The organism is Streptomyces sp. NPDC053048 (assembly GCF_044547045.1).
Classification (GTDB): Bacteria; Actinomycetota; Actinomycetes; order Streptomycetales; family Streptomycetaceae; genus Streptomyces.
Genome location: NZ_JBITZS010000005.1, coordinates 149,792 through 175,318 on the forward strand (window position 1 = coordinate 149,792; position 25,527 = coordinate 175,318).

Sequence of the window (25,527 nt, forward strand, 5' to 3'; positions counted from 1 at the left end):
TGGTCGAGGCGCGAGCAGCGACCAGCCGAGTACGGGGCAACGTGCCCAGCCGAAGCATGGGCAGACATTTGCTTGAACTGAAGCATGGTTGAGGTTTTAGCGTGTGACCTAGTTGATCACCTGACGATGGGAAGCACGCTCATGATCCTCGTGACCGGAGCCACCGGAAACATAGGCAGTGCCCTGCTGAAGGAGCTGCGCACACGCGGTGTCGGGCCGCTCGGAGGGCTCACCCGTGATGCCGCACGGGCCGACCTCCCCGAAGGGGTCGAAGCCGTGGAGGGCGACCTCTCGGAGCCGGCGTCGTTGAAGTCCGTGCTGGAAGGCGTGCGCTCACTCTTTCTTGTGCCGCGTCTGGGCTCGGACGCCGATATCCTCGATGCCGCCCAGCAGGCGGGCGTGGAACACGTCGTGCTGGTGTCGTCCATCACCGTCCAGACCCACCCCCACCTCGACCCCGCCCGCGAGAACCTGGCGGTGGAAGAACTGCTCAAGGCAAGCGACATGGCCTGGACGATCCTGCGACCGACGCAGTTCGCCTCGAACACCCTGATGTGGGCGTCCTCCATCCGTGGACAGGAGACCGTCCGCGCGCCGTACGCCGATGTCGCGCTGCCGACAATCCACCCTGCGGACATCGCGTCAGTGGCACGGGTGGCACTGACCGAGCCCGGCCACCACGGACGCACCTACGCCCTGACCGGTCCTGAGCCGGTGACCCCCCGACAGCAGGTCGGGGCCATCGCGGCAGCCGTGGGGCGGCAGATACCCTTCGTCGAAATCAGCCGCCAACAGGCTCGTGCACAGATGGCCGCGGCCTTCGGAGCCGAGGCCGCGGATGCGGTGCTCGACGTCACGGGCGGAGACACCAATGACGAACTGCTGATGGTCCGCGACACGGTTTCACGGATCACCGGAACCCCGGCCCGACCGTTCCGACAGTGGGCCATAGAGAACGTCGACGCTTTCCACTGAATCGCGTGGGCCTGGGCATGTAGACGGGCAGGCAGGCAGTAGACAGCTGCCAGCTCGGGCAGACTTGGACAGACCGTCGGGCCTCCTCAGCCGGTGTGGAGGATCCGGAAGCGATCGGGTTCCGCCGGATCGCGGTCAACGATCTGGACGGGTGTCCAAGTCCATTGCCAAACGCTGCTGTCCGGCGTGCGCGAGAACCGGATCGGCCCTCGGGTGCCTTCGACCGCCAGGCGCGGCCATGAGGCGGCGATGGCCGCCCTGTCCGTGCCGTGGGAGCGCAGCACCTCGGCGAGGACGGCGACGGTGTCCCAGCCCTCGAGGGCGACGAAGGAGGGCGCTTCGTCCAGCCGTTCGCGGAGTTCCTTCCGCACGCGTTCGCCGAGCGGACCGAGGCGCTCGGGCAGGTAGCGCAGGAACGGGATCCCGGCGCCGTCCTCGCCCAGCGCTGCCGCCCATTCGGTGAACTCCGGTTGTCCGGCCGGAGCGCCGATCAGGATCTCCGCGAGCCGCCGGTCGCCCCGGACGGCCCTGACGATCGGTACCGCCGGCTCCGGATGGCCGACCAGCAGCAGGAGCGCCGTCGCGCCGTGGTCGACGAGCGCGTCGCACAGCGCCTCATGGGTGAGCGCGTTTGTGTCGAGTTCGACGACGGTGCCGCCGCGGCGAGCGAGGTGGTCGCGCAGGATGCGGGTGCCGGACGCCCAGTAGACGCTCGGCTGGGTCGCCACGGCGATCCGATGCCGGCCCGCGTCGAGGAGGAAGTCCGCGTAGAGCCTCCAGCCGTGGGACTGGGCCGGAGCCAGGCGCGCGACCCACTGCGTCGGTTCCTCGGTGAGCGTGTCGAGCACCGCGGACGAGCAGAGGAACGGCACGCCGAGGGCATCGGCACGGGCGGCAGCGGCGCGGGCGACGACGCTGTGGTACTCCCCCACCACGGCGGCCACGCCCAGGCCGGCCAGTTCGTCCACGGCCGCCGCGGCCCGCGCGGGATCGGCCGCGGTGTCCCGGACCACCAACTCCAGTGGTCTGCCGTCGATCCCACCTGCGTCGTTGACCTCGCCAACGGCCAGGTCGAGCCCCGCGAGCAGATGCCTGCCCGCTTCGACCCACCCAGGCTGCGTCAGCGGGACGAGAACGCCCAGGCGGACGGGCGACGCGTCTGCGTGCTCCGCTCCGGGCAGCGATGGCAGCGTGTTCATCGGGTGGCCTCTCCCTGGGACGATGCGGTCGCGGTCCACCCGGATTGCGCACCGGCCGGCACCGGCGGCTCTCGCGCTCATCACGTCTCGCCGCGGCGGGCGCGCCCGGGTGATCACGACGGTCATTGGATCCACCACCATCACCAGCGGGCAACCGATTATTGGTTCACTGAGCCGCCAAGCTTCATCGTCATCGGCACCGACGAAGGGCCTGCACGGACCCTTTTGCGGCGAACTCACGGGCACCGGTTGTACATGGCGGTACAGATCTGCACAGCCCGCTACATCGGCCGGTTCCTGGGCGAGAACCCGCTCGCGGTGCCGTGGGAGGCCGTGGAGTACCCGGCCGGGCAGTTGGGCATCGCGGACGCCTCGTGTGTCAGGTGGTACGGCGACCGCCGGTCGACGGTGTACGAGCACACGAACGAGGTCAAGGAGCGGTTCCGGTACCGCAACTGCAGCGCCCACCAGTGGGGGCGGCAGTTCCGCCGGTTCCTGTACAGGCGGGCTTGGACGCATGCCGAGGCGCCGGTGACTTTGTTCAACCAAGCGGTGACGTGGCTGCGCCGGGACCGGGTGCTGCCGGGCTTCTCGGTGCTGGCCCGGCAGGTGTCGGAGGCCCGTACAGCAGCCGAGCGGCGGCTGTACCAGGCGGCGGCGTCGGCCGCGTACCTCACGGCACGGCCGACCTGGCCGCGATCTGAATGTGGATCCGTTAACGGACCGCCGCCCTCGCCCTTAGTTGCAGATGAGCAGGCTGAGTCCACTGCCGGGCTCAATGATTGAGGCATTCATGCCACGGCCCTCCGGCTCGTCCTCCGCAGCAAGAACCTGAAGATCAAGAAGCACCGCCTCCACCGTTTCCTCCTCAAACCATGCGCGCCACCAGCTGACTCGTCCACAGATACCACCGAACGTCGGCCGTAGGCAGGCGCACGCACCCAGCGCATGACCGCACCAACCGCGCGCAAGAGAACCGGACCGGACCGCCCTCACACGCAGCGAATCCGGCAAACGCCTCCTCCGCGACGGCAACCGCCGTGCCACCGTCCGCCTTCCCGCGTTCTACGACAAGTAACGTCGTACCGCTCAGACCAGCGCCTCCGCGACGGGATGGAGATTGCGTGGCACATTGGTCCAGCCCGGTGCGCTGGCATAGAAGCCGACCAGCGCCCAGCCGTCGGGGCCCAGGAGGCGCAGCTCTTGTGGGGTGGATGCGCGGGGAGCCGGCCCGGCCGCGCGGGGCGGCCGGGCGCTGATTGGAGTGCGGAATCAGCCCTGCGGACCCTGCGGGGGCAGGGAGAAGAGCAGGAAGCGGATGCCGCGCGGGTCGGTCAGCCGGGCGAAGGTCAGGCCGTAGGTGGTGGTCTCCGGTCCGGCCTCGACCGTGGCGCCGAGCCTCTCGGCCTTGGCGATGGCGGCGGGCACGTCGGGGGTGACGAACTGCGGGGCGGCGAAGTCCTTGACGCCCTTGGCCTGGCTGTTGTCGGCCAGGCCGCCGCTGCCCCTCTGGTCGCCGGGGGTGACGGTGGCGAAGTACGGCCGGGTGGTGACGCCGGTGTCGTGGATATAGGTCCAGCCGAAGGCGTCCGCGTAGAACTTCTGCGACGCCTCAAGGTCGGCGGTGCCGATCTCGAACCAGCCCAGGGAGCCGGGAAGTGGTGCACCGACCCCCGCGTCCGGCAGTTCGTCGGCTCCGGCGGGGGGCTGCTCGGGGGCCTGCCAGACGGAGAAGACGGTGCCGCGCGGGTCTTTCAGACGTGCGGAGCGTCCACCGTCGGCGGCCGGGCCTGCCGGGAGGACCACGCCGGCGCCCAGGTCCTTGAGGCGGGCCACCTCGGCATCCACGTCGGCGGAGCGGACGGCGAGGCTGGCGCCCTCCCCCTGGCCGCTGGGGGCGGGCTCCCAGAAGCCGCCCATCGGCAGGGGTGCGCCTGCGGCGCTGATCAGGGTGTACGTTCGGCCGTCGGCCGTGGGCACGGTCTGGAAGCTCCAGTTCAGGAGCGAGCCGTAGAAGTCCTTGACGGCCTCGGGGTCGGCGGTGTCGATCTCGAACCAGACGACACTGCCGGGATCCATGAAACCCATGATGCTGTCCTTTCAGGAGCGGCGGGAGGGGGAAGTTGCGAGGAGCACGGGACGGCCACGAGGGGCGGGGCCTACCCGTGGCGGCACGGACCGGGCCGGGCCGATCCTTCGGGCCACCGGGCGGCCGGTGACCGCTCATGACATCGACCGTAGGTCCCCTTTAGGACACCTCACGTCACTAACGTCTGGCAGTCTGAACAGCATGAGTGAGGACAAGCCATGACCCAGGACCTGCCCGGCCGGATGCTGCGCCTGCTCTCCCTGCTCCAGACCCGCCGCACCTGGACGGGTGACGAGCTCGCGACACGTCTCGGGGTTACCCTGCGCACCATCCGCCGGGACATCGACCGGCTGCGCGATCTTGGCTACCCCGTCGATGGCACCACTGGCACCGCCGGCGGCTACCGCCTGGCCGCCGGCGCCGACCTGCCACCCCTGTTGCTGGACGACGACGAGGCGGTCGCCATCGCCGTCGCCCTGCGCACCGCCACCAGCGGCGTCGCCGGGATCGAGGAGACCGCTGCACGCGCCCTGGCCAAACTCGAGCAGGTGCTGCCGGTGCGTCTGCGCCACCAGGTCGCCACCTTCCAGGCCGCCGCCCCGCTGCCGGTGCCGTGGAGCACCGGCCCCACGGCCGATCCCACCGCCCTGGCCCTTCTGGCCGCCGCCTGCCGCGATCATGAACTCGTCACCTTCGCCTACCGCCGGGGCAGCGGCGAGACGGGCCGGTACCGCGTCGAGCCGCACGCCCTGGTCGCCGCCGACCCGGTCTGGTACCTCGTCGCCTACGACACCGGGCACGACGAGTGGCGACTGTTCCGCGTGGACCGTCTCACCGACCCCGCCCCCACCGGCCACCGCGTCCCCCCTCGCGAGCTACCCGCCCCGGACGCGGCGGCGTACGTCGCCGGGCGCCTGGCCGCCGCCCCGGCCCGCTACACCCTCCATGCCACCGTCCCCGCCGACGCCGCCACTGTCCGCGCCCGCACCTACTCCCTGCCCGGCCGCGTCCACCCCCTCGACGACCACACCAGCACCCTCGACCTCGCCGCCGACAACCCCCACCACATCGCCGAACAACTCCTCGGCATCGACCTCGGCCCCGACGACACCATCCACGGCACCCCCGAACTCGCCCCGCACCTGGAGCAGTCGGCACAGCGCCTGCTGCGCGCCGCCCGCGCCCTCACCCGGCCCGACGAGAACCGCAGCAGCCAGGACACGGCACACGGTGGGAGCAACGAGAACGGCGTCGGGCACCGGTGAGCCCGCGGTCACGCCCTCCGACTCGAGACGCTCCTTGATCCGCTCCGCCGGCGCCTCATCGAAAGCCATGACCCGTTCCACCAGATGGTGGGGCCGATGTTGCCGTTGCGGTCGAAGAGAGCCTTGGTGTGTTCGGGGTACATCTCCATGCCGCGGGCGGCGACCAGCGGTCCGAGGTCGAGCACGTCGCTCCAGCCATAGGACTTCAGCAGATCGGTGACCTGCTGTTTGGCGTCGGTGTCCTCGCCGGCGACGAACATGGTGTGGTCGCCGCCCCCGATACTCTTGGGGTTGACGACAGTGGCCTGTTCCTGGGTGACGAAGGCCTTGACGACCTTCACCTCCGGCAGGGCGCGCTCGATCTGCTCGCCGAGGCTGTGGGGTTGACGCCCCACGGGGTGGGCCAGGGGCGCTCGATGGCGGGGTTGTAGATGTACGGGACGGCGTAGTCGGCGAGGGTCTTGCCGGCGAGCTCGTCGGCGATGGCGGACAGGGCGGCGACGGCGTTGTGGCCGTCGATGCCGTTGATCACCAGGCCGTCGGACGCGGCACCAGCCTCGCCGAAGGTGTGCAGGGTGACGAAGGGCGGGGTGCCCATCATGTCCGGCTCTGTGCGGGCCAGGGTGGCCTGCGGGTCGCGGTACCGACGTGAACTTCATGGCCGTGCTCGGCGAGCCTGGCGATGTGGCAGCGGGCGCCGCCACAAAATTTGTCCTTTGATGGCGGTGATTACCCGCCGTGCCCGCCCGCTCATCGACATCTCTTGCGCGCGCATGAGCGGGTCTGGCGACATCCGGGGGTGCCGTTACTTGGGCGGGAGTTCCGCGGTGGCGTCCATGGCGATGGCGAGCCAGTGGTCGAGGATGTCGTCGTCGAGGACGTCACCCGCGACCATGACCCAGCCGTCGGCCTGCTTGCCGCGGTGCACCGCAGGCCGGACGCCGGGCTCGGCGAGGGCGTCGTCCATGCCGTCCGGGCCGACACGCAGCCACAGCCCGTCCTCGTACACAGACACCACGGTGTTGCCGTTGAGCATGCAGGTGATCGAGCCGAACATCTTCTTCGCGACCACCCCATCCGGCTCCAGCCGCTCCAGGACCCGCTGGGCCAGCACTTCGTCGTAGGCCATGTCCCACGCACCTCCTCCTGTGGTTCTCCGTATCCGTTCCGAGCGCCCGCTGTTCCCACCGGAGGCGGAGAGTCCCCCGGTCGGCGGCGGACCCGCTGGACAGCAGGTTCGCCGCGCTCAGGCCACCGCCTCGGCCGCAGATGCCTGCTGCTCGCGCACGCGGCGGGCGTCCTTGCTGGTGCGCCTCGTAGGTGAGCAGTTTGGGCAGGGCCAGGACGATCAGGCCGACGGAGGCGACGCAGGCCAGGCCGCCCGACCACATGGCGCCACGGATACCGACGATGCCGGCCATGCCGCCCGCCCTCACCTGGCCGAGTTGTGGACCGGCCATGTAGGAGAGCATCTCGATGCCCGCCAGGCGTCCGCGCAGCTCGTCCGGGATGGTCTGGTTCCACATGGTGGTGCGGAACAGGCCGCTGAGCATGTCGAAGCCACCGGCCGCAACCAGGGCAGCCAGCACCAGCCAGATGTTGTGCACCATGCCCGCAGCGGCGATGGCCGCGCCCCAGGCAGCGGACATGCACACCGCGAGCAGGCCGTGCCGGTGCACGCGGGAGGTCCAGCCCGAGACCAGGCTCATCAGCAGCGACCCCACCGCACCGGCCGAGTAGAGCATGCCCAGGGCCCAGGGGGTGTCCAGCTCGCTGACCAGGAACACGAACAGCACCTCGGGGTGCGCGAAGAACATCGCGGCCACATCCAGCGCGTAGGTGCCCAGCAGGTCCTTGCGCTTCCACGCGTAGCGGGCGCCCTGCAGAACACCGCTCAGCGACGCCTTCTCCGCGTCCTCGGCCGGAGGGCAGGGCGCCAGATTCAGCATCAACATGGCGGAGACCACGTAGGTCAGCGCGTCCAGCCCGTAGGCGATCTGCACACCCGCGAAGGCGGCGACCGCACCGGCCAGCCCGGGGCCCGCGATAGCGGCGACCTGCCAGCGCACCGACTCCAGATTGCTCGCAGCCATCAGCTGATCGTGCGCGACCACGCGCGGCACCATCGCGTGCAGCGCCGGGCGCTGCAGCGAGGCCAGGGTGCTGACCAGGCCCGCGATGACGTACAGCGGCCACACCACCGGGGCCGGCAGCATCGCGTTCACCGCCAGCACACTCACCGACAGGGCGAGCCCCAGTTCGGTCCACAGGATCAGCTTGCGCCGATCCACGGCATCCGCCAGCGCGCCGCCGTACAGGCCGAAGACGATCATCGGGATCAGCTCGACCGCGCCCACCGCGCCGACGGCGAGCGTGGAGCCGGTCAGCGCCTTGAGCTGCATCGGCACGGCCACCAGGGTCAGGTACGTACCGAACGCGGTGATCGAGCCCGCCAGCCACAGACGACGGAAGTCGCGCGAAGAACGCAGCGGCGACATGTCGGGCAACAACGCGCGCCGACGGCCGCCGGGCGGAACAGCGGACGCATCAGCAGAAGGATCCATCTCGGCCATGAGAACACATGTCCTATAGGGCTCGCGAAGCGAGGCGAAGGATGGATTTCAGCGATTGACCCGCTTGCTACCTGCGAGATCAGGCCGACCAGGGCCTGGCAGCCCACAAGGGCCGCCCAGCGGCAGCGGGCACGAGAACGCCCGCGCCGCCACCGCTGGTTGCGGTGGCCAGCGCCTACCCGCCGAGGCGCACGTCACCCCTACCGCAGTCGCGACCGGCCAGCTCGCACGTGTCGAGCAGCGTGCGCTCACCGGCGGGACGCACCCGGGCGTCGAGCCGGGCGCTGCGCCTCCCTGCTCCTGCGGTTGATGCCCGCGGACGCCATGGCTGCATCACCCGGGATGGATCACTCGGGACGGGTCAGCGCTCGCGGTGACCGGTAAGGCCGCCGAGTCCGCATACGCCATGCGGACCCAAGCCCTCGGCCGACGCCCTGTCCTCAGCCGGACGCAGTGAGCGAACGAACCCAGCGATCATTAGGTTAGCCTTGCCTTACTGATCGACTCCGGTTGTTCGCACTCCAGTGCGTCATTCATGAAGGACAAGGAGCAAGGCAGCACATGACGGCGAGAACATTAAACCGAGCCCTGGTCGCCATGGCGGCGGCCGTCACCCTGACCACCGCCTTCACGCCTTCGGCCTCCGCCGCGGCGGACCCGTCCAAGCGCGGGCACGCCGTCACCCAGGCGGCGTTGGAGGAGCAGGTCAGGGCCGGGCATCCCGGAGTCCTGGCACAGGTGCGGGACGGGAACAGCGTCTGGAACGGCTCCGCCGGCGTCGCGGACCTCGAGAGCGGCCGGAAGCGGCTCCCCGAGGACCACTTCCGTATAGGCAGCATCACCAAAGCGTTCACCTCGGTGGCCGTCCTCCAACTGGAGGGCGAGGGCAAGCTCGACATCGACGACACGGTCGAGCACCTGCTGCCCGGCGTCGTACGCGGCAACGGCTACGACGGCCGCAAGATCACCCTCCGGCAGCTGCTCAACCACTCCAGCGGTATTTACGATTACAGCGACGACCAGGCCTTCCAGCACATGGCCAGGGAAGGCTGGCCCGAGCACCGCTACGACGCCAAGACGCCGAACGAGCTCGTGGCCATGGGCCTGTCGAACAAGCCGTACTTCGAACCCGGCGCGGGCTGGCACTACTCCAACACCAACTACGTCCTCGCCGGCCTCATCATCGAGAAGGTGACCGGTAGGACGTACGCGAGCGAGATCGAACGGCGCGTCATCAAGCCCCTCGGCCTGCGCGCCACCTCCCTCCCTGGTTCCTCGACGAAGATGCCGGAGCCGCACGGCCGGGCGTACAGCAAGCTCCTCTCCGAGGATCCGGACGCCAAGATCTGGGACACCACCGAGATCACCAACACCTGGGTCTGGGCGGCGGGCGAGATCATCTCCACCCCGGGTGACGTCAACCGCTTCCTCGGCGCGCTGCTGGGAGGCAAGCTGCTGCCCGCGAAACAGCAGCAGGAACTGCTGACCACTGTGCCGACAGGCGAGCCCGGCCTCGCCTACGGGCTCGGCCTGTACAAGTACGACCTGCCCTGCGGCGGTTTCGTCTGGACGCACGGCGGCGGCGTCCACGGCTCCTCCTCGGAGGCCACCTCGTCCCCCGACGGCCGTCACACCATGGTGTTCAACGCCAACGGTGACTGGGCACGCATCGAAGCGGTCAAGGTACTCGAGGCCGAGTACTGCGGCACCCCGCCGCCCACACAGCGCTGATCCAGGGGCGGCGGCCCGAAAGAGTGCTCCCGACGTCCCCGAGTTGGCGGCTTTGCCCCTGACCCTGACAGCCTGCGGCCAGCAGCGCACCGGCCCGGCCGCGACCGGCCCACCAAGCCCCCAGGTCCCCCGCCGGCGAGGAGATCGCCCGCGCGGAAGCCGCCCGCATCGAGCCTGTCCTCAAACGGCTCTGGATAGCCAGGACATGGGATCCGAAACGTGTGCGTGGTGCGCTGCTGGACCTCGGCTACCGATGCGAAGGCCCGGACATCGGGCGACCATCACTATGGCCTGTCCGAGGGGTCGGTCGGGGCTGGGGCCTGTGACGGGCGCCGCCACAGGCTCTGCGGCGAGAAGAGGGGTGCGGTGTCGGGCGGGGAAGCCGGAACGGTGGGTGGGGGCGAGGCGGGTCCGGCGGGCTGGGACCAGTTGAGGCGGGCCGGGCACGAGGTGACCCCGTGGTCGTCCATCATGCGGGAGTACAGCTCCCGGCGGCGGGCGACGACGGAGAGCAGGCCGCCGTCCTCCGGGAACCAGCTGCCGAGGTATTCGTCCGCGTAGTTGCAGACCATGACGCGGCCGCCGGGCTCGCAGTAGATCTTCTCGACGTGCGGGCAGTCCTTGGTGGTGAGTCCGGAGGACCGGGCCGGCGGATAGCAGGAGACGGTCAGCCGCGGCGGACGGCCCGTCGTTGGCGCGGCACGCAGTTGCCGGGCGAAGTCCTCGAAGAAGTGCTGGGTCTGTTCGGGCGGCAGGGCGAGGTCGTCCGGGTGGGAGGCGGCGAGGCCGGAGGGGATCCATGGTTTGAGCTGGACGACGTCCACGCCGATGCCGGTCATGAGGTCGTAGATCTTCTTGATCTCGTCATCGTTGGAGCGGCCGACGCTCACCCGGACGAACACCCACAGCCCTGCGGCCTTGGCGGTCCGGATGTTCTCCAGCACGGTGTCGACGTCCTTCGCGTGGGAGCCGCCGACCATGGAGAGGAGACGGGCGCTGTCCGTGGTGTTGTAGGTGATCTTCAGGCCGGTCAGCTGCATGTCGACCAGCCGGGCGATCCGGGACTCGTTGAGCAGGGTTCCGTTGGTGACCAACCGGGTGGCGATGCCGCTGCCGGCCAGCGGGCGTATCACCTCGTCGACGAGGTCGAGCACCATCAGCGGTTCGCCGCCCGTCCCGTACAGCGCGAAGGGCTTCTCCTGCTCGTCCGTGCTCTCCAGCCAGGTGTGCAGGGAGGTGTTGAAACGGTCGGTGTCGAGTGGGTTGAGGACCTTGCCGATGTGGTCCTCGTTGACGCAGAAGGCACAGGAGCGGTTGCAGCCGTCGAGGAACTTCACTTCCACCCGTCCCAGCGGGCGGTACGCCGTGAGCCCGGTCAGCGGCAGGCTCTCCGTGTGGAAGGCCCAGTGGCGCGAACGGGACGGCGTGGCGTGCGGTCGGGCAACCATCGGGAACCCCCTAGTGGTCTGGAACCGCGAGCGCTCCCCAGCGTATGGCTGCGCGCCCGGCGTGTCAGGGGCCGCGCCATGGAACCGACCCACTGCGCCCACTGCAGGGAATCGAGAGCGGCGCGCCGGCCGGGCGGCAGGGGACGACCGGTGAGTTCGGCGGCGGTTTCGATGCGCTTGGTGTTGCACCGCAGAAGGACACGGCCGCCTACCTGCTCGAACACTGGTCCCTCCACCACGGGGTCTCCGCCCGGCGGCGTCACATGACGACGGTCGACAGAGTGCGGCGTCCTGAGGAGGTTCAGAGCGGCCGGGGGCTCCTCGCGCAGGATGCGGTACACCGTCCAGCCGTCGACCAGGACCGAGGCGCCGCCCCGGGCTGCCTTGCGGTGGCTGAGCAGGGCGACGCAGTCGGGGTCCTGGCCGAAGGGTCGGATGGGCCGGTCGTTGTGCAGATGCAGGTAGCCGCGGGACTTGGAGGTGTAGGTGTTCTCGTGGAAGCGGCGCTCGTCGGTGTACGCCGACACGCCCTCGTCCCGCACCAGCCAGGCGAGCTCCGTCCGGTCCCCGGCCCTGCGCCAGCGGCCGGCCGGCCGAGGTGACCGAGCATCGATAGGGCGAACTCTTGGCGCCTTGGGTGCTCAGGGTGCCGGCGGGCGTGCCCGTCACGACGCTTCTGGCTCAGCCGGGCACCGTGATCCCCCTGCCGGGCACGCGCCGCCGTACGCATCTCGACGAGAACGCCGCAGCGCTGGCACTCGCCCTCTCCGCCGACCAGCTGCGGATGATCACGGACGCGATATCCGAAGCGGCCGGCCCGCGCACCGGGCCTGTCCCGGCTGGAGAAGTAGCCCCCTTCAGCCCACCACACCCCACCGCGCTGCGCAGGAACCCCTGTCTCGCCCAGCGGGCGCCTGTCCAAACCCGTGCTCGGCTTGACCACCGTGCGTACGCACCAGGCATACGCACCCAGTACGTACGAGCGGCAGGCCTGCTCAGGGAGGCCAGGCGGCAGTGTCCTGACGGGCTGGTTCACCGTTCCTTGGCGGTGTGGTCCAGAGGGAGGGAAGCGATCATGGTTGTCAGCGACACCTACTACCCGCAATTCGCGCGGCTCCTGGACGAGCTCGGAGTCGCGACGCGGCGTGCCGACATGTCCACGGAGGTGGCCTGCGTCGACTGCGGCTTCCTGCAGCGCAGTGCTGCTCCGGTGGAGGTGAGCCGACTGCCTCAGCGGCCGCCCCGGGTGAGCGGGGAGGTGTGGAAGCGGTACGGGGAGGACGTCGAGCGGTTCGTGCCGCGGCTGGAACAGGCCGCGCCGGTGAACACCTCTACCTCGGTGCGGGCCGTCCGGCGCACCGCCGACGGGGTCCTCGTCCGGGATGCTGCGGGCCGGGCGGACGACTTCGACAAGGCGGTCATCGCCGTGCCCGCCACGCACGCCCTGGCCCTGCTGGTCGACCCCACTCCGGAGCAGCGGTCCACGCCGGTCGCGTTTGCCTGCACGCCGGTCGAAGCGGTGCTCCACACCGACGGGAGCCTGTTCGAGAAGGACGCGGGCCACTGTGGTGTCAACATTCAGCTCGGCTGTGCCAACGCGCTCCTGCCGTCGCCGGTCGCCAACCACCAGAACATGGACGCCCTGTGGGGGCGCGGCGCCGAGGACCCCCTCTACGCCACCTACTCCCCGCTGCCGGTGGTGAACCCGTCCCGTGTGGACGCCCGGGAGTACTACTGGCACCCCGCCATCAACAAGCAGTACGTAACCGCGCAGAGTCGGCTTCCGGCGGGCTGTCCGACAGCGTGCTGGCCTTCGCGGGCGCCTACCACGGCGACGGCTTCCACGAATCGGGCTGCGCTTCCGGAATCGCCGCCGCTCGGACGCTCACCGGCATGCCTGGTCCCCCGCCGGGCGGCGGCCCGAAGCACGGCGGAGACCAGGGCGAGCCGGCGAGGGCAGCCGACGGAACGGGCGGCGCACACCCGAAGCGGCACCCGGAGCGCCCAGGCCTTGGCGGCGTTCGGCCCGATACCGAGCGGTGCCGCGTCACCACATAGCCGCACCGCCGGGCCCGGCCCGACCGCCCCGGCGCGGTACGCGCCCGGCCCCTGAGGAATGCCGCAAAGGTACCTGTCGACTTCAGGGCGGCCGGGGTCGGAGCGAAGCGAGCAGTATCACCGTGGTGATGTGTGACTGCCTCGGGCGCTCAATGCGCGGATCGGCCCGATCAACACCCGGTAGACGGGCCGCACCACACGGCCGGGAAGATGGCGGTGACGTTCCTCCCGCCAGACCCTCGCCCTGCGGTGCGCCGCAAGGGGAGACCAGCGGTCTGGATCCGGGGGTTCGGATGTGTGGAATTCGATGCGGCAGAGGTGCTTTGTACTGACGAAGCCGTACTGGCTGGGGCTGACCAGCCGCACCGGAGCGCCATGGTCGGTGTCGAGCGGCCGTCCATCGAGACGGTCGGCGATGAGGACGTCGTCGGCCAAGGCGTCCTCGAGCAACACGACCGACCGGTAGCCATCGAGACCTTCGAAGACGATATGGCTCATCGACGTGTCCGACTCGAGCAGTGGTTCGACGTGCATGCGGTAGAGCGTCTTGAACGCGACCCCTTCCCACAACAGGCCGGTTGCCGACCATCCGGCGACACAATGGAAGTCGGCTCCGAGCTCTTTACGTGGGAGTTTTGCGAGGTCCGTCGCGGACAGAGTGATGGCCTCGGTCAGAGCTCCGCCGATCTCGATCACCGGGTCGGCGGGAACAGGCGGAGGTGGGTGATGGAGATGTGCGCCGAAGCGTGGGAATCCGTCGACGGCACGTTGTCCTGGGGGAAGCGTCATGTCGATCCTCCATGGGGTGCGGGTCGGTGTGAGGGAAGATCTTGATCGGGTGCTGAGCTTCAGGCCTGCTGATATCGGATCCATGTGCCGGGCCGTGAAGCACCAGCATCCATTCACGTGCGGCACAGCGCGCGGACAGTTTGCGACGCGCGGCACCGTCCTCCCGCGCCGCAGGGACTGGACGGGCCGGGTGGGAGGGTCGTTTGTCGGTATCGGTCCGGATCCGGTGGCTCCCCCGCCGTTCACCGGAGCCGGGCGTCCGGCCCTTGCCTCATGCCATTGGGCCGACGCCTCATACGCTAGGACCTCCACCGCACGGGAGATTCAAGGGGCTGAGATGCAAGTCACTTGGTCGATCGGGGAACTCGCGACACGTACAGGGCTGTCGGTGAAGGCCATCCGCTACTACACCGACATCGGCCTGCTGCCGACGGCTCCGCGCAGCCAGGGAGGCCATCGCCGCTACCCGCCACAGGCGCTGGAGCAGTTGCAGCTGGTGCGGCAGCTGCGTGCGCTGGGTGTGCCGATCGCGGCCATCACGGACGTCGCCACCGGAGGTCACCGCCTCGGCGACCTGGTGGCCGAGCAGTTGGCGAGTACACAGACGCAGTTGGCGGAACTGCGTTGGCGTGAGGCGGCGTTGCAGGCGCTGGAGGAGTGTTCCGGCCCTGAGCGACTGCGTCGGCTGCGCGTGCTGGCCAGGGTTCAGTGCCGGGCGCAGGCCGCTGCGGACTTCACCCGAGCGTGGCAGCACGTCCTGCCCACGAGTTTGCCGGCGCGCTTGGCCGGTGTCATCACAGCGCAGGCCGTTCCCGAGCCGCCGCGCGATCCCACACCCGATGCTGTACTGGCCTACGCCGAGCTCCACTTCCTCGTAGCAGAGCCCGCGTTCTTGAGCTACTGGGCCGCGCCCCATGTGCAGGACAAGGCATCCATGTACGCGGCGCTCCTCGACGCCGCGAACGGTGCCGCACCCGCCGTCGCCGCCGGACGTGCACCGCACAGGTGTGAAGCACTGGACGCCTTCTGCCGTGCCTGCGCCCGTGCCCGCGATACGGAGGACACACCCGACTTCCGTGCGTTCATGGCCACGGACATGCAGACCACGGTTCCTCTGTTCCGTCGCTACTGGCAACGTCTGGACGCCCTCACCGCCGGCCCGGTGCCGAGCCTGGGAAAGACACACTGCTGGCTCGTGGAGGGGGTCATCGACGAGTACGGCCCCGCGCGGTGAACAGGCGCCCACCCCGCTCCGGCGAACGTTCGCCACCAGGGCGGCGCCGACTGACCGTGGGACCGCTTGGGTATGACGTCGGGGCCAGGCTGCGGAAGGAAGGTGTCCTCATAATGGCGTATGCCGCCGAGTACGCTGGCCGCCCGCATACAGTGCTCGTGCACGATCCTGTCCATTCCGGGGCGTTGCATGCCCTTCACGACGTCCCGGCCGGTGAATTGACCGAGCGGTTTCTCTTCCGTGAGCCCCCCGAGCCCGCTGCGGCGCGGTGAGGTCGCCGTCCTGTCAGCCGCACTGGAGGAGTTGTGGGGTTCGAGGTGGGTGGCCTGCTCGTCATGCGCGCGGTCGCCGGGGTGGGCTCGTCGGCTCAGGCCTGCTGCCCGTCAGGCTGACGGGTGCACAGCTGGACCGGGGATGGCTATTGGGGGATTTCGCCAAAGATCATGCGGTGCCCACGGGCTGTGTCCACATACTCGCGGACCCGGTGGATCAGCTCGTCCCGGAATTCGAAGACGAAGCAGTAGTCGTTGCTGTAGTGGTTCCCATTGGCGAGCGTTGCCGTCACGCTCGCCTCCGCGATCCCCCGCTCGCTGTCGGCGTGGACCCCATGGAAGGTGACGGCGACGTCGCGCACGAACAGGCGGGGGAAGCCCTCGGCGAAGAAGCGCACGATCGCCTTCCTGCCGACCATGTGATGGGTTGTCCCGAGCGCGACGGCGACGGCGTTCCCGGGGGGCGAGAGCCACTCGGCGCCCTCGGTGAGGACCGCGGAGATCCGGTCGGGGTCATAGCTGGCGAACGCCTGGAAGGCGTTGTGGATGATGAGGCTGCTCATGAGTCCACTGTGACCGTGGGCGCGCGCCGGCGTCTTGGACGAATGTTCCGATCGGTCGTCCTCGTAGCATGGGGTGATGCGATCCGCCGTGGGTGAGCGTGAGGCCGTGGCCGGGTGGGAGGTCGTGAGGCCACCGCGGCGCGGCCGGGCAGCCGGCGTCAGCCTGGCCGGATTCCGCGATCGGGGCACGGGCCCCGTCGACCTGCCGGTGATCCCTCACCCGGCCCTCACCCTCGTCGTCGAGTTCGGCGACGGTCCGCTCATCGTGGGCGACGCCGCCGGCCGGCAACAGCGCGGAAGCCTCGTCGCCGGGCTCGTACCCGGTGCGGTGCGCATGCAGGGCGAGAACATCGCATGCGTGGAGGTGCGCCTGTCCCCGCTGGTCACGCACGCCGTGCTGGGTGTCTGCCCGGCGGAGCTGGACCGTACCGTGGTCGCCCTCGACGACCTGTGGGGCCGGGACGCGGCACGGATCCGGGAGCAGCTGTGCGAGGCCCCGTCCTGGGAGGACCGTTTCGCGTTGACGGACGCCTTCCTCGCCCGTCGCCGCGGGACGGGGCCACCGGTGGACCCGGAGGTGGTCCGGGCCTGGGACCGGATCCTCGCGAGCCGCGGCCGGGTCAAGGTCGAGGAACTGGCAGCAGAGGTCGGCTGGAGCCGCAGGCGCCTGTGGTCCCGATTCCGGTCGCAGATCGGCCTGCCTCCCAAGCGCGCCGCGAGACTGGTCCGCTTCCGCCACGCCGCCCAGCGTTTGACCGCGGGCGGGAGCGCGGCAGACGTCGCGACGGAAGGCGGTTACGCCGACCAGTCCCATCTCCACCGGGAGGTCCTGGCGTTCACCGGAGTGACCCCGTCGACGCTGGCCGGTGACCCGGGGCTGGCGGTGGACGACGTCGCGTGGGCGGGGCATGACGCCGACGGGACGCGCTGGGCTGGCGCACAAGGCTTGTTCACGGTGGGGCGACGTTCCGAGGGCTACCGGTCGTAAACGACGCTGAAGCCCTGGGTCGTCTTGTCGTACCTGGTCAACTGGTCGCGGAGCGCAGCCGCAGCCAGAGGTTCTCGTAGTTCCAGCTCGGCCCAGTGGACGAAGCGCAACTCCTTGGGCATCTCGATGAGGCCGGTGATCGCATCCCAGAACGCGGCCCAGTTCATGCCGTAGAACGAGGGAAAGCCGAGCTCCCGCTTGAGGACCTCATGGAGATCACGCTCGCCACGCACGGAACCGACGTCGATCACCGTCTGGCGGTCCGGAGCGTATGCCGGCTCCTCGGGGGCTCCCCAGAAGGAAGGAAGCCACCAGCACAGGACCGACCTGTCATCGGGCCAAGGACGGCAATCGTCGCCCTTGTTTTCCTCGAAGAAGTCCGTAGCCGGATCGATCGGGCGCCAGGCCGCGTCCCGAGGTTCGTCATCCGCCGGCGGACGGGCGAACCGCCGCCCTCGCTGATCGCAGGCGCCGTAGGCCTGAAAGTTCCGCTGGGCCTCGACAAGCGACACCCTGTTGGCGCCGACCTGCATGAACGGCCAGCGGAACTGAGCCGGGTCGTCTTCCCAGGAGCAGATCGGACAAGCGGCATAGGAACCAGGCCATCCATCCTCGACGTCGAAGACGAGATGACCACAGCAGGGGCAAGGGCGGCACGTATTCACTGGGCCAGTGTGGTCTGTTCCCCGAACGACGGTCATCGCGGACGACGGCGGCAGCATCGCGGACCGCAAGTGCGGCGAGCGTATCCGCGAAGCCGTACGAGGAGGCATGACGTGACGCGATATGGGTCATCGCAGTAGAACGCGTGGATGCCATGAACTACCCAGCCGTCAGCACAAGCACCGTTGCGGTACCAGATCGCCCGTCATGGTGACCCGGAAACGACTTCCGGTTCGACCGAAAACGGTCGCCAGGAGACGGTTCTCCATCCGTACTTCTCTCGGGAGATGCCCGGTGCCTTCGCCCGTATACATCACCTCATCACTGCATCGCTGCATCGCTGCATCACGAGAATCGCTACGGCTTCCAGTTCGACCGGGAGCCGGACCGGATCAGGAGGATCCCTTGAAAGCTGTCCTGTTATCCGTGCCGCGGCTGAGATGTCTGCTGGCCGCGCTGATTACCGCACTCATGACCGGTACGTTCCTGGTGGGGCCCGTGCCGCAGGCCGGGGCCATCGACGGGGGCGCCGAGGCCGCCCGGCTGCGAGGGGCCGCGCAAGTGTGGCTCGACAACGGCTCCGGAACGAGGAACTTCATCTGCACGGCCAGCGTGATCGACCATCGGTGGGTCCTCACCGCCAAGCACTGCATCACCAACGCGGGCAACCCGGCTCCCGGACGCTTCTGGATACGGGCAGGGAACCTCGCCCTCGGAAAGGGCGAGCGCCGACAGGTCGACGGATATCGCGTCACGGCGGTCAACGACCTGGCACTGTTCCGCCTCGCCAAACCGCTCAACAGCTCGATCACGGTCAACTCCCTCGTCAGCAGAGGTTTTCTTCCCAGCAGCGGCTCGGACCTCTCCCTCAGCGGCTGGGGCTACACCGACCCCCGCGACACGACGCCCGCGCCCAAGCTCAAGGTGTGCTCGATGAACGTGGAGCGGGTGGACCTGGGGGATCCGAGCTGGATCTGGGCCACCAGCAACAACGGCCATAACCTGCGAGGGGACTCCGGGGGACCGGTCCTGCTCGGAAGCACGCAGATCGGCATCATCAGCGCCTACATCGACCTGACCGCCCAGGCACGCATCGTTCCGCTCGGCAATCCCGAGATCCGCGACTGGATCCGTCACCACACGGGAGTCTGATCCACCGCCGAGGGTGGGCCGCACACGACGCCGGCCTTCCCTCGGTCGGCCCCGGGTCGGTCCGGCGCAGCTCGGGCCGGCCTCGGCTTCGTTCCGCAGGTCGTGATCGATAGGCTCCCCCGTGTGACCAGCAACGACGATTTCATACGCGTACAGTGGGCGTGGAAGCAGATCGAGACGTGGATGGACCGCCACGCTCCCGCCTCGCGCTCCATGCTCAACCCACCCGCCACCCCGGAGCGGATCGAGCGATGGGAGGCCACGATGGGCTTCCCCCTCCCCCCGGCTCTCAGGGCGCTCTACCTGCTGCACGACGGCAGCCGAGGGTACGAACAGGACCAGTTCGGGCACCACCCGCACAGCGAGGGACCGCTGCCCGCACCGGCCGACGACGCTTCTCGTGCCTGGGAGGAGCAGTGGGCTGCCGCTCTCTTCCTGCCCGGCCCCGGCATCCACACCGGCTTCGCCTGGTTCCCCCTCGCCGAAGTGATGATGCAGCACCCGGTGCATCAGGGCATCGAAGAGGAGTACAACCGGCTCATCCCCTTCGCGGCCGACACGCTCGACTCCTCCATGTCCGGCTTCTTCCTCGACCCCCGGGACGGGCAGATCGGGGCGTGGGGCGATGAGGGGCACGTGGACTTCGGGTTCGGCACTCTTGTCGACTACATCGAGCAGATCGAGGCCGCGCTGAACAGCGGCGGCACTGCCTTCGGCTACCGGCCCGCCCTGCATGCCAGCGGCGCTCTCGGTTGGCCGGACAGTGACGGCGATCCGTTCGACGAGCTCGGCGGAGACGCCTGGACGTGGGTACCCAAGGCTTAGGCCGGTGAAATGCCTGGCATCAGCCCTGGCCGGTCCCATCCTCGGCGGACGATCTCGCTGAAGGTCCCGAAGATACTGCCGCGCCCGTCGAAGAGCCCTCCGTCGAAGAACCCTCCGTCGAAGAGCCCTCCGTCGAAGAGGCTTCCGCTCGCGGAACGGCGCTCTCCGTAGGCCGGTCAAGAGGCGTTCGACGCATCGCGGGGTAGCGACGGAGCAGCCCCCGCGCTCTCTCGAGGACGTCCCCACCTGCCGGGCCGGGCCGCCGTTTGGCCTGCACGGGCACGGGCAGACATGGCCTGGGTTAACGGATCCATGACAAGCGCAGCCGGAGAAGGGGGAACTGCGTGCTGCCGGGGGACGGACGTCACAGGCGCGCCGCCGTGGTGGGCAGTGGAATCGCCGGTCTGTTGACGGCCCGTGTGCTCGCCGACCACTTCGGTGAGGTGACCGTTCTGGAGCAGGACCGGATCGGCGTCGACACCGAGTACCACCGCGGCGTCCCGCAGGCGCGCCACCCGCACGCCCTGCTCGCCAGGGGCGGCAGCATCATCGAGGAGCTGTTCCCGGGGCTGCGGGCCGAGCTCGCTGACCTCGGTGCGCCGGTGTTCGACTTCGGGGAATCGAGCGCAATCCTCTACCCCGGCGGGTTCGCCCCTCGATGTGTGATCGGCATACCCGGCCAGGCGTTCACCCGGGTCGCCCTCGAACGGTGTGTCCGCCGTCGGGTCCTGGCCCGTGAGGAGGTCGTGCTCCGCAGCGGCTTCCGGGTTGAGGGCCTGTGCTGCGACACCGCGGCACGGCGGGTGACGGGGGTGCGTGGACGTGCGTCGGTGACGGAGACCATCGAGGCGGACCTGGTCGTCGATGCCAGCGGCCAGACGTCCCGTCTCCCGCGCTGGCTCGTCGAGGCGGGCTTCCCCGCGGTGGCCGAGCGGACCGTCGACGGCGGTGCCTCGTACGCTTCGCGGCTCTTCGACGTGCCCGGTTCCGCGGCGGCGGACTGGACGATTCTCCTGGAACCACCCTTGTCCCCCACCCACCGTGGCGGTGGCATCTCGGCAGTGGAGGCGGGGCGTTGGCTGGCCGTTCTCATCGGGGTGGAGGGAGAAATGCCGCCCAGCGACGAGCGGGAATTCCTCGCCTACGCCCAGTCCCTGCGCCACCCACTCATCGGCGCGAGTCTCGCTGGAGCCCGACCGGCCGGCCCCGTCTACCGGACGACCGGTCTGAGCAACCGGTGGCGCCTCTACCACCGCATGCCACGTTGGCCCCGTCGGCTGCTGTGCCTGGGCGACGCCGTCTGCCGACTGAACCCCATCTACGGTCAGGGCATGACCGTGGCCGCCGTCCAAGCCCTCACCCTCCAGGGCCTGCTGGCCCGGCACGGCGCCGACTCCGCGCTGGACGCACTGGCCCGGGTCTTTCAGCGCCGCGTCGCACGGTCCTTGCTGGTGCCCTGGCTCATGGCCGTCGGCAACGATCTCAAGGGGGATGCCTGTCGGAGCGGCCGCGCAAGGCTCGCGCACTGGTATGTCGACCGGCTCCTCTCGCTGATCCCGGACGACGCGGATGTCTACCGCAGGTTCATGCGGGCCGCACAGATGGTGAGCAGCCCCGCCACGCTGCTCCACCCACGCGTCGTCTGGCGCGTGGCCGCGTGCGGCCTCTCCACTCCACGTCGGTGAAGCCCGGGAGCGTCCATGACTTCTGCCGGCTACACCCTGTCCCGTGCCCCCGGTGCGCGTCCCCTGCTGGGACACGTGCCGGCCCTGTTTCGTGATCCGCTGCCGTTCCTCCGCTCGTTGGCCGGCCTGGGTGACCTGGTGGAGCTCCGGCTGGGGCCGCGCCCGGCGTTCCTGGTGTGCTCCCCGGAGCTCTTCCATGACGTCCTCACCGATACACGGCACTTCGACAAGGGCGGCCCCTTCTTCGACAAGTTGCGCCGCTTCACCGGGGACGGCCTCGGCACCACCCCGCACGAGGTGCACCGCCGGCAGCGCCGACAGCTCCAGGCTGCCTTCCGTCCGGATTACCTGTCCCGTTACCTGGAGGTGATGCGGGAGGAGATCACCGCGCTCACCGCCCGGTGGACGGACGGCGCCGCGGTCGAAGTCGAGGAGGAAGCCTATGCGCTGATCGCCCGGATCATCGCCAGGACCATGTTCTCGGCGGACGGCGCTTCGCAGGACGTGGCACGGATCGCCGCCTCCTATCCCGACTTCCACCATGGGCTGGGACGTCACATGCGCTCCCCGTTCGCCCTGCTGGACCGGCTCCCCACACCGGCCAACCGTCGGTTCCGTCGGGCGTGCTCCACCCTGGGGCAGGTGGTCGACGACGCGATCGCCGCCCGCCGCCGTGGCGAAACCGCTCCGCAGCAGGACCTGCTGTCCCTGATGACGGACGAGGGGATGGCCGACGCGGAGATCCGTGACCATGTCCTCACCATGCTCACCGGCGGCATCGCCACCTCCGCGTCGATACTGGGCTGGGCGCTGTTCTTCCTCTCCCGGGACCGCGAATCGGCCGAGGCCGTCTGCGCGGAGGCGCGCGCCGCACTGAGCCGGCGGGTGCGACTGGACGGCGACCGTCCCGTCCACTTCGATCTGACTCACCGGGTGGTGCTGGAAACGCTGCGCTTCCATCCCTCGGCGTGGTTCTTCAGTCGCGCGGTGGTGGCCCCGGTGGAGCTCGCCGGACGGAGGCTCGCGCCGGGTACCGCCATCCTGCTGTCCCCTTATGTGATCCACCACCGGCCCGACCTCTACCCGGAACCGGAGCGCTTCGACGCCGACCGCTGGTCTCCGGCACGGCGGGCCGAGGTGCCACGCAACGCCTACATCCCTTTCGGCGCGGGTTCCCGCCAATGCATCGGGGACGTCTACGCCCTCACCGAGCTGACCCTCGCGGTCGCGATCGTGATGTCGCAGTGGCGCCTCGACCTCCCCGAGGGCCCTACGCCCCACCACCTCCTGGCGCCCCGCCCCTGGACCGTGATCCATCCTTTCCCGCTCCGCCTCCGGCCGCACCGACGCCCCTGAGCAACCAGCCTCATCGGATACGGAAAGGCGGCGGAGCACCACCGTGACGCCCGGCAGCATGCTCCCGAGTCCGAGTCCGGATCACATCCTGCACCGGCTTCCTTCTCATCTGTCCACGCACCGGGACGAGTTGGAGAAGCTCGTTGTCCAATGGGCGGACCGGTACGGCCTGGTCGACAACCCGGTGGCCCGTCGGCGCCTGACAGAAACGCACTTGGGAGAGCTCATAGCCCGGTGTTACCCGTGTCTCGAGGCGGACCGTCTCGAGACACTCGCAGGGTGGTTCACCTGGGCGTTCGTCATCGACGACCTGTACGACCGCCAGGTCTCGCCGGAGGTCTTCGGGCCCTCCGCGACCACCATGTGGATGCTCGGCGCCCTCTCGTTCCCGTCCGGGCACAGGGCCCCGGAGCCGCAGCACCCGCCGCTCGCGGCGGAACTGGCGGCGGTCTGGCAGGACCTCGCCGCCCGGCAGAGCCTTGCCTGGCAGATACGGTTCATCGCGCACACCGGGACGTTCCTCGACGCTTTCGTGTCCGAGGCCCGCAACCGGGCGCATCGCCGCATACCACCGCTCCGTGAATACCGGCAGCTGCGCAGGGTCTCCGGCGGGATCATCCCTGCACTGGACCTCCTGGAGTATGCGGCAGGGCTGGAGCTCGCCCCGCTGCTCCATGAATCGCAGCAGCTCCGCACCATGCTGAACAAGGCCGCCGACGTGGTCGTCTGGGTGAACGACGTGCTGTCGCTGCCCAAGGAACTCGCCGTCGGAGAAGTCACCAACGGGGTGCTGGTGGTGAGCCGGGAATTCGGCTGCGACATGGCCGAGGCCGTGGACCGCGTGTACGAGAAGGTCGCCGAGGACGTTCACACCTATCTCCGTGCCGAGCGGGATCTGATGGCCATGGCAGAGGCGTGGGGCGGACTGTCCGAGCGTGATCACGCGGCGCTCACCGCGCTGAACGACGGCATGAAGGCATGGATGCGAGGGAACCTGGAGTGGGGCATGGGTTCCCGCCGCTACCTGGCGGCGGACGGCCTGCGCCTCACCGACAACCCGAAGCTGCTCACTCCACCCGCCGAGCCGCCGTGACCATCCCGCGCACGTCAGCCGCAGTGTGCCGTCACCGCATGTCCCACCGGTCAGGCTGCCCGTGTCGACCGCGGACCTCCGGGTGAAGGCGCCGTCCAGGGAGTACGGCGACGACGCCGACCCTCATCGGAGTGGCCTCCGCCGTCGGCATCCCACCAAGGCCGCCCTGCTGCCTGTCATTGAGATCAACCGGAAACCGACCGAGCAGTAGTGCTCAGCGGCCCAGCCTGTGTCGGATGTATTCCGCTGGGCTGCACCGACCTCGATGCGATTCTCGTCGAGGCCGTTGACGATCCGCAGACAGTCCCCGGCGAAGACGAACTCAACCGCCACCGTTCCCGATGCCAGGTCAGGGCTTGTCGACCGCCACTCGAGAAGGCTGACCTCGCACAGGTCCTGCCCGACGAACGGCGCCAGGCGTTCATCGCTGTGGGACCACTGGGGCGTGAGCTCGAACCACTCCCACCCGGTGATGGCCGCCGCGGTGTCGATCGTGCCCCACCCGATCGAGAGTTCGTCGAGCTTCCAGTGACAAACCTCCACCTGGATACCGTCGAAGTCCAGGAGCACCGGGCAGTCGGCGAACCAGTCTCCGTCCTCGACGAACCGCACCAGGGCGAACCCCGTCAGCCGCCTGCCAACCAGCGCCGACAGGCGTGAGCCGTGCGCCTGCCGAATCGCCTCGATCCCGACGAGGAAGGACGGCTTGAAACCAGAGATCCCCATGTCCACAGCATCTGAGTCTCCCGGCCTTCAGCCCAAACGGCCAACGCATATCGACCAGCAGCATCCCTGCGTGCGGTGATGGCTATGCCTTGCGTCGCCGAGCCAGACCGGCCCAGTTCTCCAGTGCCGTACGGCAGGCGTGATCGAGGTACCGCAGCTCCGACAGATCGAGCTCGAGGGGACGGTCCTGGGGCAGGGCCTCCAGTGTCTCCAGGATGCGGGGCAGGCGCCCCGACGGGTGTGGGCCCGGCCCGGATCGAATGTTTCCGGGCCGGGTCGCAGTTCACCTGCCGGTCAGCTCGACAGGCCGGCGAACATGCCGGGGTCGTAGGAACCTCCCCGCATGCGGGTGATCACGCCGAACCGGTTGGCGGCGTTGATCAAGGCGACCAGGGAGACCAGCGCCGCGATCTGGTCGTCGTCGTAGTGCTTGCGCACCTGGTCCCAGGTCTCGTCGGACACGCCCTGGTGGGCGTCGGCGATCCGGGTGCCCTCCTCGGCGAGCGCCAGCGCGGCCCGCTCGGCCTCCGTGAACACGGTGGACTCGCGCCAGGCGGCGACCAGGTTGAGCCGGATCGACGTCTCGCCGGCGGCCGCCGCCTCCTTGGTGTGCACGTCGACGCACCAACCGCAGCCGTTGATCTGGCTGGCGCGCAGCTCCACCAATTCCTGGAGGGTCCTGGGCAGCGACGACTCCCGGATCGCCAGGCCGACGTTGTAGAACCGCTTGCCGACCTTGGCGCCGAGCTCGTTGGTCATCAGGTTGATACGGGGGTCCATGGCTTCGTCCTCACTTGTGCAAATGGCTTGCCGCCACGGTTCGTTCGCGTGGCGTCGTGACGA

24 protein-coding genes and 2 pseudogenes are annotated in these 25,527 nt (G+C 69.4%); 12 read left to right on the top strand and 14 right to left on the bottom strand.

Annotated features, from left to right (window positions below):
• Positions 1–141 precede the first annotated feature (141 nt).
• A complete protein-coding gene (locus ACIG36_RS14615; protein WP_399926718.1) occupies positions 142–975 on the top strand; it encodes an SDR family oxidoreductase in 834 nt (277 codons plus the stop codon).
• A gap of 86 nt (positions 976–1,061) precedes the next feature.
• Here ACIG36_RS14615 and ACIG36_RS14620 read toward each other — a convergent pair whose 3' ends face one another.
• On the bottom strand, positions 1,062–2,174 hold the full coding sequence (locus tag ACIG36_RS14620; protein ID WP_399926720.1) for an ABC transporter substrate-binding protein: 1,113 nt from the start codon (positions 2,172–2,174) through the stop codon (positions 1,062–1,064).
• Between ACIG36_RS14620 and ACIG36_RS14625 the strand changes: the two genes are divergently transcribed.
• On the top strand, positions 2,064–2,960 hold the full coding sequence (locus tag ACIG36_RS14625; protein ID WP_399926722.1) for a DUF4158 domain-containing protein: 897 nt from the start codon (positions 2,064–2,066) through the stop codon (positions 2,958–2,960). The genes ACIG36_RS14620 and ACIG36_RS14625 overlap by 111 nt on opposite strands.
• 486 nt (positions 2,961–3,446) lie before the next feature.
• On the opposite strand, the gene ACIG36_RS14630 is transcribed toward ACIG36_RS14625, so the two are convergent.
• Positions 3,447–4,253, bottom strand: a complete 807-nt coding sequence (locus tag ACIG36_RS14630; RefSeq protein WP_399926724.1) for a VOC family protein — start codon at positions 4,251–4,253, stop codon at positions 3,447–3,449.
• A 228-nt stretch (positions 4,254–4,481) separates the two neighbouring features.
• Here ACIG36_RS14630 and ACIG36_RS14635 point away from each other — a divergent pair, with 228 nt between their 5' ends.
• Positions 4,482–5,528, top strand: a complete 1,047-nt coding sequence (locus tag ACIG36_RS14635) for a helix-turn-helix transcriptional regulator (RefSeq protein ID WP_399926726.1) — start codon at positions 4,482–4,484, stop codon at positions 5,526–5,528.
• Positions 5,529–5,536: 8 nt separating this feature from the next.
• Here the strand turns inward: ACIG36_RS14635 and ACIG36_RS14640 are convergent, their stop codons facing one another.
• The 4 genes and pseudogenes from ACIG36_RS14640 to ACIG36_RS14655 form a co-directional block, all read right to left on the bottom strand.
• The gene (locus tag ACIG36_RS14640; protein ID WP_399926727.1) at positions 5,537–5,923 is read right to left on the bottom strand and encodes a hypothetical protein; all 387 of its coding nucleotides are present in this window, start codon (positions 5,921–5,923) and stop codon (positions 5,537–5,539) included.
• Positions 5,866–6,129 (bottom strand): hypothetical protein, encoded by a 264-nt coding sequence (locus tag ACIG36_RS14645; protein WP_399926728.1) that lies wholly within the window; start codon positions 6,127–6,129, stop codon positions 5,866–5,868. The genes ACIG36_RS14640 and ACIG36_RS14645 overlap by 58 nt, the downstream gene beginning before the upstream one ends.
• Positions 6,130–6,333: 204 nt before the next feature.
• Positions 6,334–6,657: a TfoX/Sxy family protein gene (locus ACIG36_RS14650; protein WP_399926730.1), complete on the bottom strand. Its 324-nt coding sequence runs from the start codon at positions 6,655–6,657 to the stop codon at positions 6,334–6,336.
• A 262-nt stretch (positions 6,658–6,919) separates the two neighbouring features.
• Positions 6,920–8,101 (bottom strand): annotated as a pseudogene (locus ACIG36_RS14655) (MFS transporter); the annotation flags it as partial.
• A 597-nt stretch (positions 8,102–8,698) separates the two neighbouring features.
• On the opposite strand from ACIG36_RS14655, the gene ACIG36_RS14660 reads away from it, so the two are divergent.
• Complete coding sequence (locus ACIG36_RS14660) at positions 8,699–9,832, top strand: serine hydrolase domain-containing protein (RefSeq protein ID WP_399926732.1); 1,134 nt, start codon at positions 8,699–8,701, stop codon at positions 9,830–9,832.
• 284 nt (positions 9,833–10,116) lie between these two features.
• On the opposite strand, the gene ACIG36_RS14665 is transcribed toward ACIG36_RS14660, so the two are convergent.
• On the bottom strand, positions 10,117–11,280 hold the full coding sequence (locus ACIG36_RS14665) for a radical SAM protein (RefSeq protein WP_399926734.1): 1,164 nt from the start codon (positions 11,278–11,280) through the stop codon (positions 10,117–10,119).
• On the bottom strand, positions 11,208–11,807 hold the full coding sequence (locus ACIG36_RS14670) for a TauD/TfdA family dioxygenase (protein ID WP_399926736.1): 600 nt from the start codon (positions 11,805–11,807) through the stop codon (positions 11,208–11,210). The genes ACIG36_RS14665 and ACIG36_RS14670 overlap by 73 nt, the downstream gene beginning before the upstream one ends.
• 548 nt (positions 11,808–12,355) lie before the next feature.
• Here ACIG36_RS14670 and ACIG36_RS14675 point away from each other — a divergent pair.
• Positions 12,356–13,393 carry an FAD-dependent oxidoreductase gene (locus ACIG36_RS14675; protein WP_399926738.1) on the top strand — a complete coding sequence of 346 codons (1,038 nt, stop codon included), beginning with the start codon at positions 12,356–12,358 and terminating at the stop codon, positions 13,391–13,393.
• 62 nt (positions 13,394–13,455) lie between these two features.
• Here the strand turns inward: ACIG36_RS14675 and ACIG36_RS14680 are convergent, their stop codons facing one another.
• Positions 13,456–14,127 carry a molybdopterin-dependent oxidoreductase gene (locus ACIG36_RS14680; RefSeq protein WP_399926740.1) on the bottom strand — a complete coding sequence of 224 codons (672 nt, stop codon included), beginning with the start codon at positions 14,125–14,127 and terminating at the stop codon, positions 13,456–13,458.
• A 337-nt stretch (positions 14,128–14,464) separates the two neighbouring features.
• On the opposite strand from ACIG36_RS14680, the gene ACIG36_RS14685 reads away from it, so the two are divergent.
• Complete coding sequence (locus ACIG36_RS14685; protein ID WP_399926742.1) at positions 14,465–15,361, top strand: MerR family transcriptional regulator; 897 nt, start codon at positions 14,465–14,467, stop codon at positions 15,359–15,361.
• Positions 15,362–15,779: 418 nt separating this feature from the next.
• On the opposite strand, the gene ACIG36_RS14690 is transcribed toward ACIG36_RS14685, so the two are convergent.
• Positions 15,780–16,196 (bottom strand): nuclear transport factor 2 family protein, encoded by a 417-nt coding sequence (locus ACIG36_RS14690; protein ID WP_399926744.1) that lies wholly within the window; start codon positions 16,194–16,196, stop codon positions 15,780–15,782.
• Between the two features lie 76 nt (positions 16,197–16,272).
• Between ACIG36_RS14690 and ACIG36_RS14695 the strand changes: the two genes are divergently transcribed.
• Positions 16,273–17,184, top strand: coding sequence for a helix-turn-helix domain-containing protein (locus tag ACIG36_RS14695; protein WP_399926746.1), 912 nt, complete (start codon positions 16,273–16,275; stop codon positions 17,182–17,184).
• On the opposite strand, the gene ACIG36_RS14700 is transcribed toward ACIG36_RS14695, so the two are convergent.
• Positions 17,172–17,849 carry a CPCC family cysteine-rich protein gene (locus ACIG36_RS14700; RefSeq protein ID WP_399926748.1) on the bottom strand — a complete coding sequence of 226 codons (678 nt, stop codon included), beginning with the start codon at positions 17,847–17,849 and terminating at the stop codon, positions 17,172–17,174. The two genes, ACIG36_RS14695 and ACIG36_RS14700, sit on opposite strands and share 13 nt — an antisense overlap.
• A gap of 469 nt (positions 17,850–18,318) precedes the next feature.
• Here ACIG36_RS14700 and ACIG36_RS14705 point away from each other — a divergent pair, with 469 nt between their 5' ends.
• From ACIG36_RS14705 to ACIG36_RS14725, 5 genes are all read left to right on the top strand, one after another.
• Entirely contained in the window at positions 18,319–18,999 is a 681-nt protein-coding gene (locus ACIG36_RS14705) for a trypsin-like serine protease (protein ID WP_399926750.1), read from the top strand.
• A gap of 123 nt (positions 19,000–19,122) precedes the next feature.
• On the top strand, positions 19,123–19,824 hold the full coding sequence (locus tag ACIG36_RS14710) for an SMI1/KNR4 family protein (RefSeq protein ID WP_399926752.1): 702 nt from the start codon (positions 19,123–19,125) through the stop codon (positions 19,822–19,824).
• A gap of 380 nt (positions 19,825–20,204) precedes the next feature.
• Positions 20,205–21,509, top strand: coding sequence for an FAD-dependent oxidoreductase (locus ACIG36_RS14715; protein WP_399926754.1), 1,305 nt, complete (start codon positions 20,205–20,207; stop codon positions 21,507–21,509).
• 15 nt (positions 21,510–21,524) lie between these two features.
• Positions 21,525–22,865 carry a cytochrome P450 gene (locus ACIG36_RS14720; protein ID WP_399926756.1) on the top strand — a complete coding sequence of 447 codons (1,341 nt, stop codon included), beginning with the start codon at positions 21,525–21,527 and terminating at the stop codon, positions 22,863–22,865.
• Between the two features lie 130 nt (positions 22,866–22,995).
• Positions 22,996–23,958: a hypothetical protein gene (locus ACIG36_RS14725; RefSeq protein ID WP_399926759.1), complete on the top strand. Its 963-nt coding sequence runs from the start codon at positions 22,996–22,998 to the stop codon at positions 23,956–23,958.
• A gap of 123 nt (positions 23,959–24,081) precedes the next feature.
• On the opposite strand, the gene ACIG36_RS14730 is transcribed toward ACIG36_RS14725, so the two are convergent.
• The 3 genes and pseudogenes from ACIG36_RS14730 to ACIG36_RS14740 all read right to left on the bottom strand — a co-directional run bounded on the left by ACIG36_RS14730 (position 24,082) and on the right by ACIG36_RS14740 (position 25,464).
• Positions 24,082–24,684 (bottom strand): hypothetical protein, encoded by a 603-nt coding sequence (locus ACIG36_RS14730; RefSeq protein ID WP_399926761.1) that lies wholly within the window; start codon positions 24,682–24,684, stop codon positions 24,082–24,084.
• 82 nt (positions 24,685–24,766) lie between these two features.
• Positions 24,767–24,946 (bottom strand): annotated as a pseudogene (locus tag ACIG36_RS14735) (hypothetical protein); the annotation flags it as partial.
• Between the two features lie 32 nt (positions 24,947–24,978).
• Entirely contained in the window at positions 24,979–25,464 is a 486-nt protein-coding gene (locus ACIG36_RS14740) for a carboxymuconolactone decarboxylase family protein (protein WP_399926763.1), read from the bottom strand.
• Positions 25,465–25,527: the final 63 nt, after the last annotated feature.

Bases quoted from the DNA above. Each gene is read 5' to 3' on its own strand.
- ACIG36_RS14740 (WP_399926763.1), bottom strand. From the start codon at position 25,464: ATGGACCCCCGTATCAACCTGATGACCAACGAGCTCGGCGCCAAGGTC.
- ACIG36_RS14675 (WP_399926738.1), top strand. From the start codon at position 12,356: ATGGTTGTCAGCGACACCTACTACCCGCAATTCGCGCGGCTCCTGGAC.
- ACIG36_RS14680 (WP_399926740.1), bottom strand. From the start codon at position 14,127: ATGACGCTTCCCCCAGGACAACGTGCCGTCGACGGATTCCCACGCTTC.
- ACIG36_RS14630 (WP_399926724.1), bottom strand. From the start codon at position 4,253: ATGGATCCCGGCAGTGTCGTCTGGTTCGAGATCGACACCGCCGACCCC.
- ACIG36_RS14650 (WP_399926730.1), bottom strand. From the start codon at position 6,657: ATGGCCTACGACGAAGTGCTGGCCCAGCGGGTCCTGGAGCGGCTGGAG.
- ACIG36_RS14695 (WP_399926746.1), top strand. From the start codon at position 16,273: ATGCGATCCGCCGTGGGTGAGCGTGAGGCCGTGGCCGGGTGGGAGGTC.
- ACIG36_RS14730 (WP_399926761.1), bottom strand. From the start codon at position 24,684: ATGGGGATCTCTGGTTTCAAGCCGTCCTTCCTCGTCGGGATCGAGGCG.
- ACIG36_RS14615 (WP_399926718.1), top strand. From the start codon at position 142: ATGATCCTCGTGACCGGAGCCACCGGAAACATAGGCAGTGCCCTGCTG.
- ACIG36_RS14720 (WP_399926756.1), top strand. From the start codon at position 21,525: ATGACTTCTGCCGGCTACACCCTGTCCCGTGCCCCCGGTGCGCGTCCC.
- ACIG36_RS14660 (WP_399926732.1), top strand. From the start codon at position 8,699: ATGGCGGCGGCCGTCACCCTGACCACCGCCTTCACGCCTTCGGCCTCC.
- ACIG36_RS14690 (WP_399926744.1), bottom strand. From the start codon at position 16,196: ATGAGCAGCCTCATCATCCACAACGCCTTCCAGGCGTTCGCCAGCTAT.
- ACIG36_RS14625 (WP_399926722.1), top strand. From the start codon at position 2,064: ATGCCTGCCCGCTTCGACCCACCCAGGCTGCGTCAGCGGGACGAGAAC.
- ACIG36_RS14685 (WP_399926742.1), top strand. From the start codon at position 14,465: ATGCAAGTCACTTGGTCGATCGGGGAACTCGCGACACGTACAGGGCTG.
- ACIG36_RS14705 (WP_399926750.1), top strand. From the start codon at position 18,319: ATGACCGGTACGTTCCTGGTGGGGCCCGTGCCGCAGGCCGGGGCCATC.
- ACIG36_RS14620 (WP_399926720.1), bottom strand. From the start codon at position 2,174: ATGAACACGCTGCCATCGCTGCCCGGAGCGGAGCACGCAGACGCGTCG.
- ACIG36_RS14635 (WP_399926726.1), top strand. From the start codon at position 4,482: ATGACCCAGGACCTGCCCGGCCGGATGCTGCGCCTGCTCTCCCTGCTC.
- ACIG36_RS14645 (WP_399926728.1), bottom strand. From the start codon at position 6,129: ATGATGGGCACCCCGCCCTTCGTCACCCTGCACACCTTCGGCGAGGCT.
- ACIG36_RS14665 (WP_399926734.1), bottom strand. From the start codon at position 11,280: ATGGTTGCCCGACCGCACGCCACGCCGTCCCGTTCGCGCCACTGGGCC.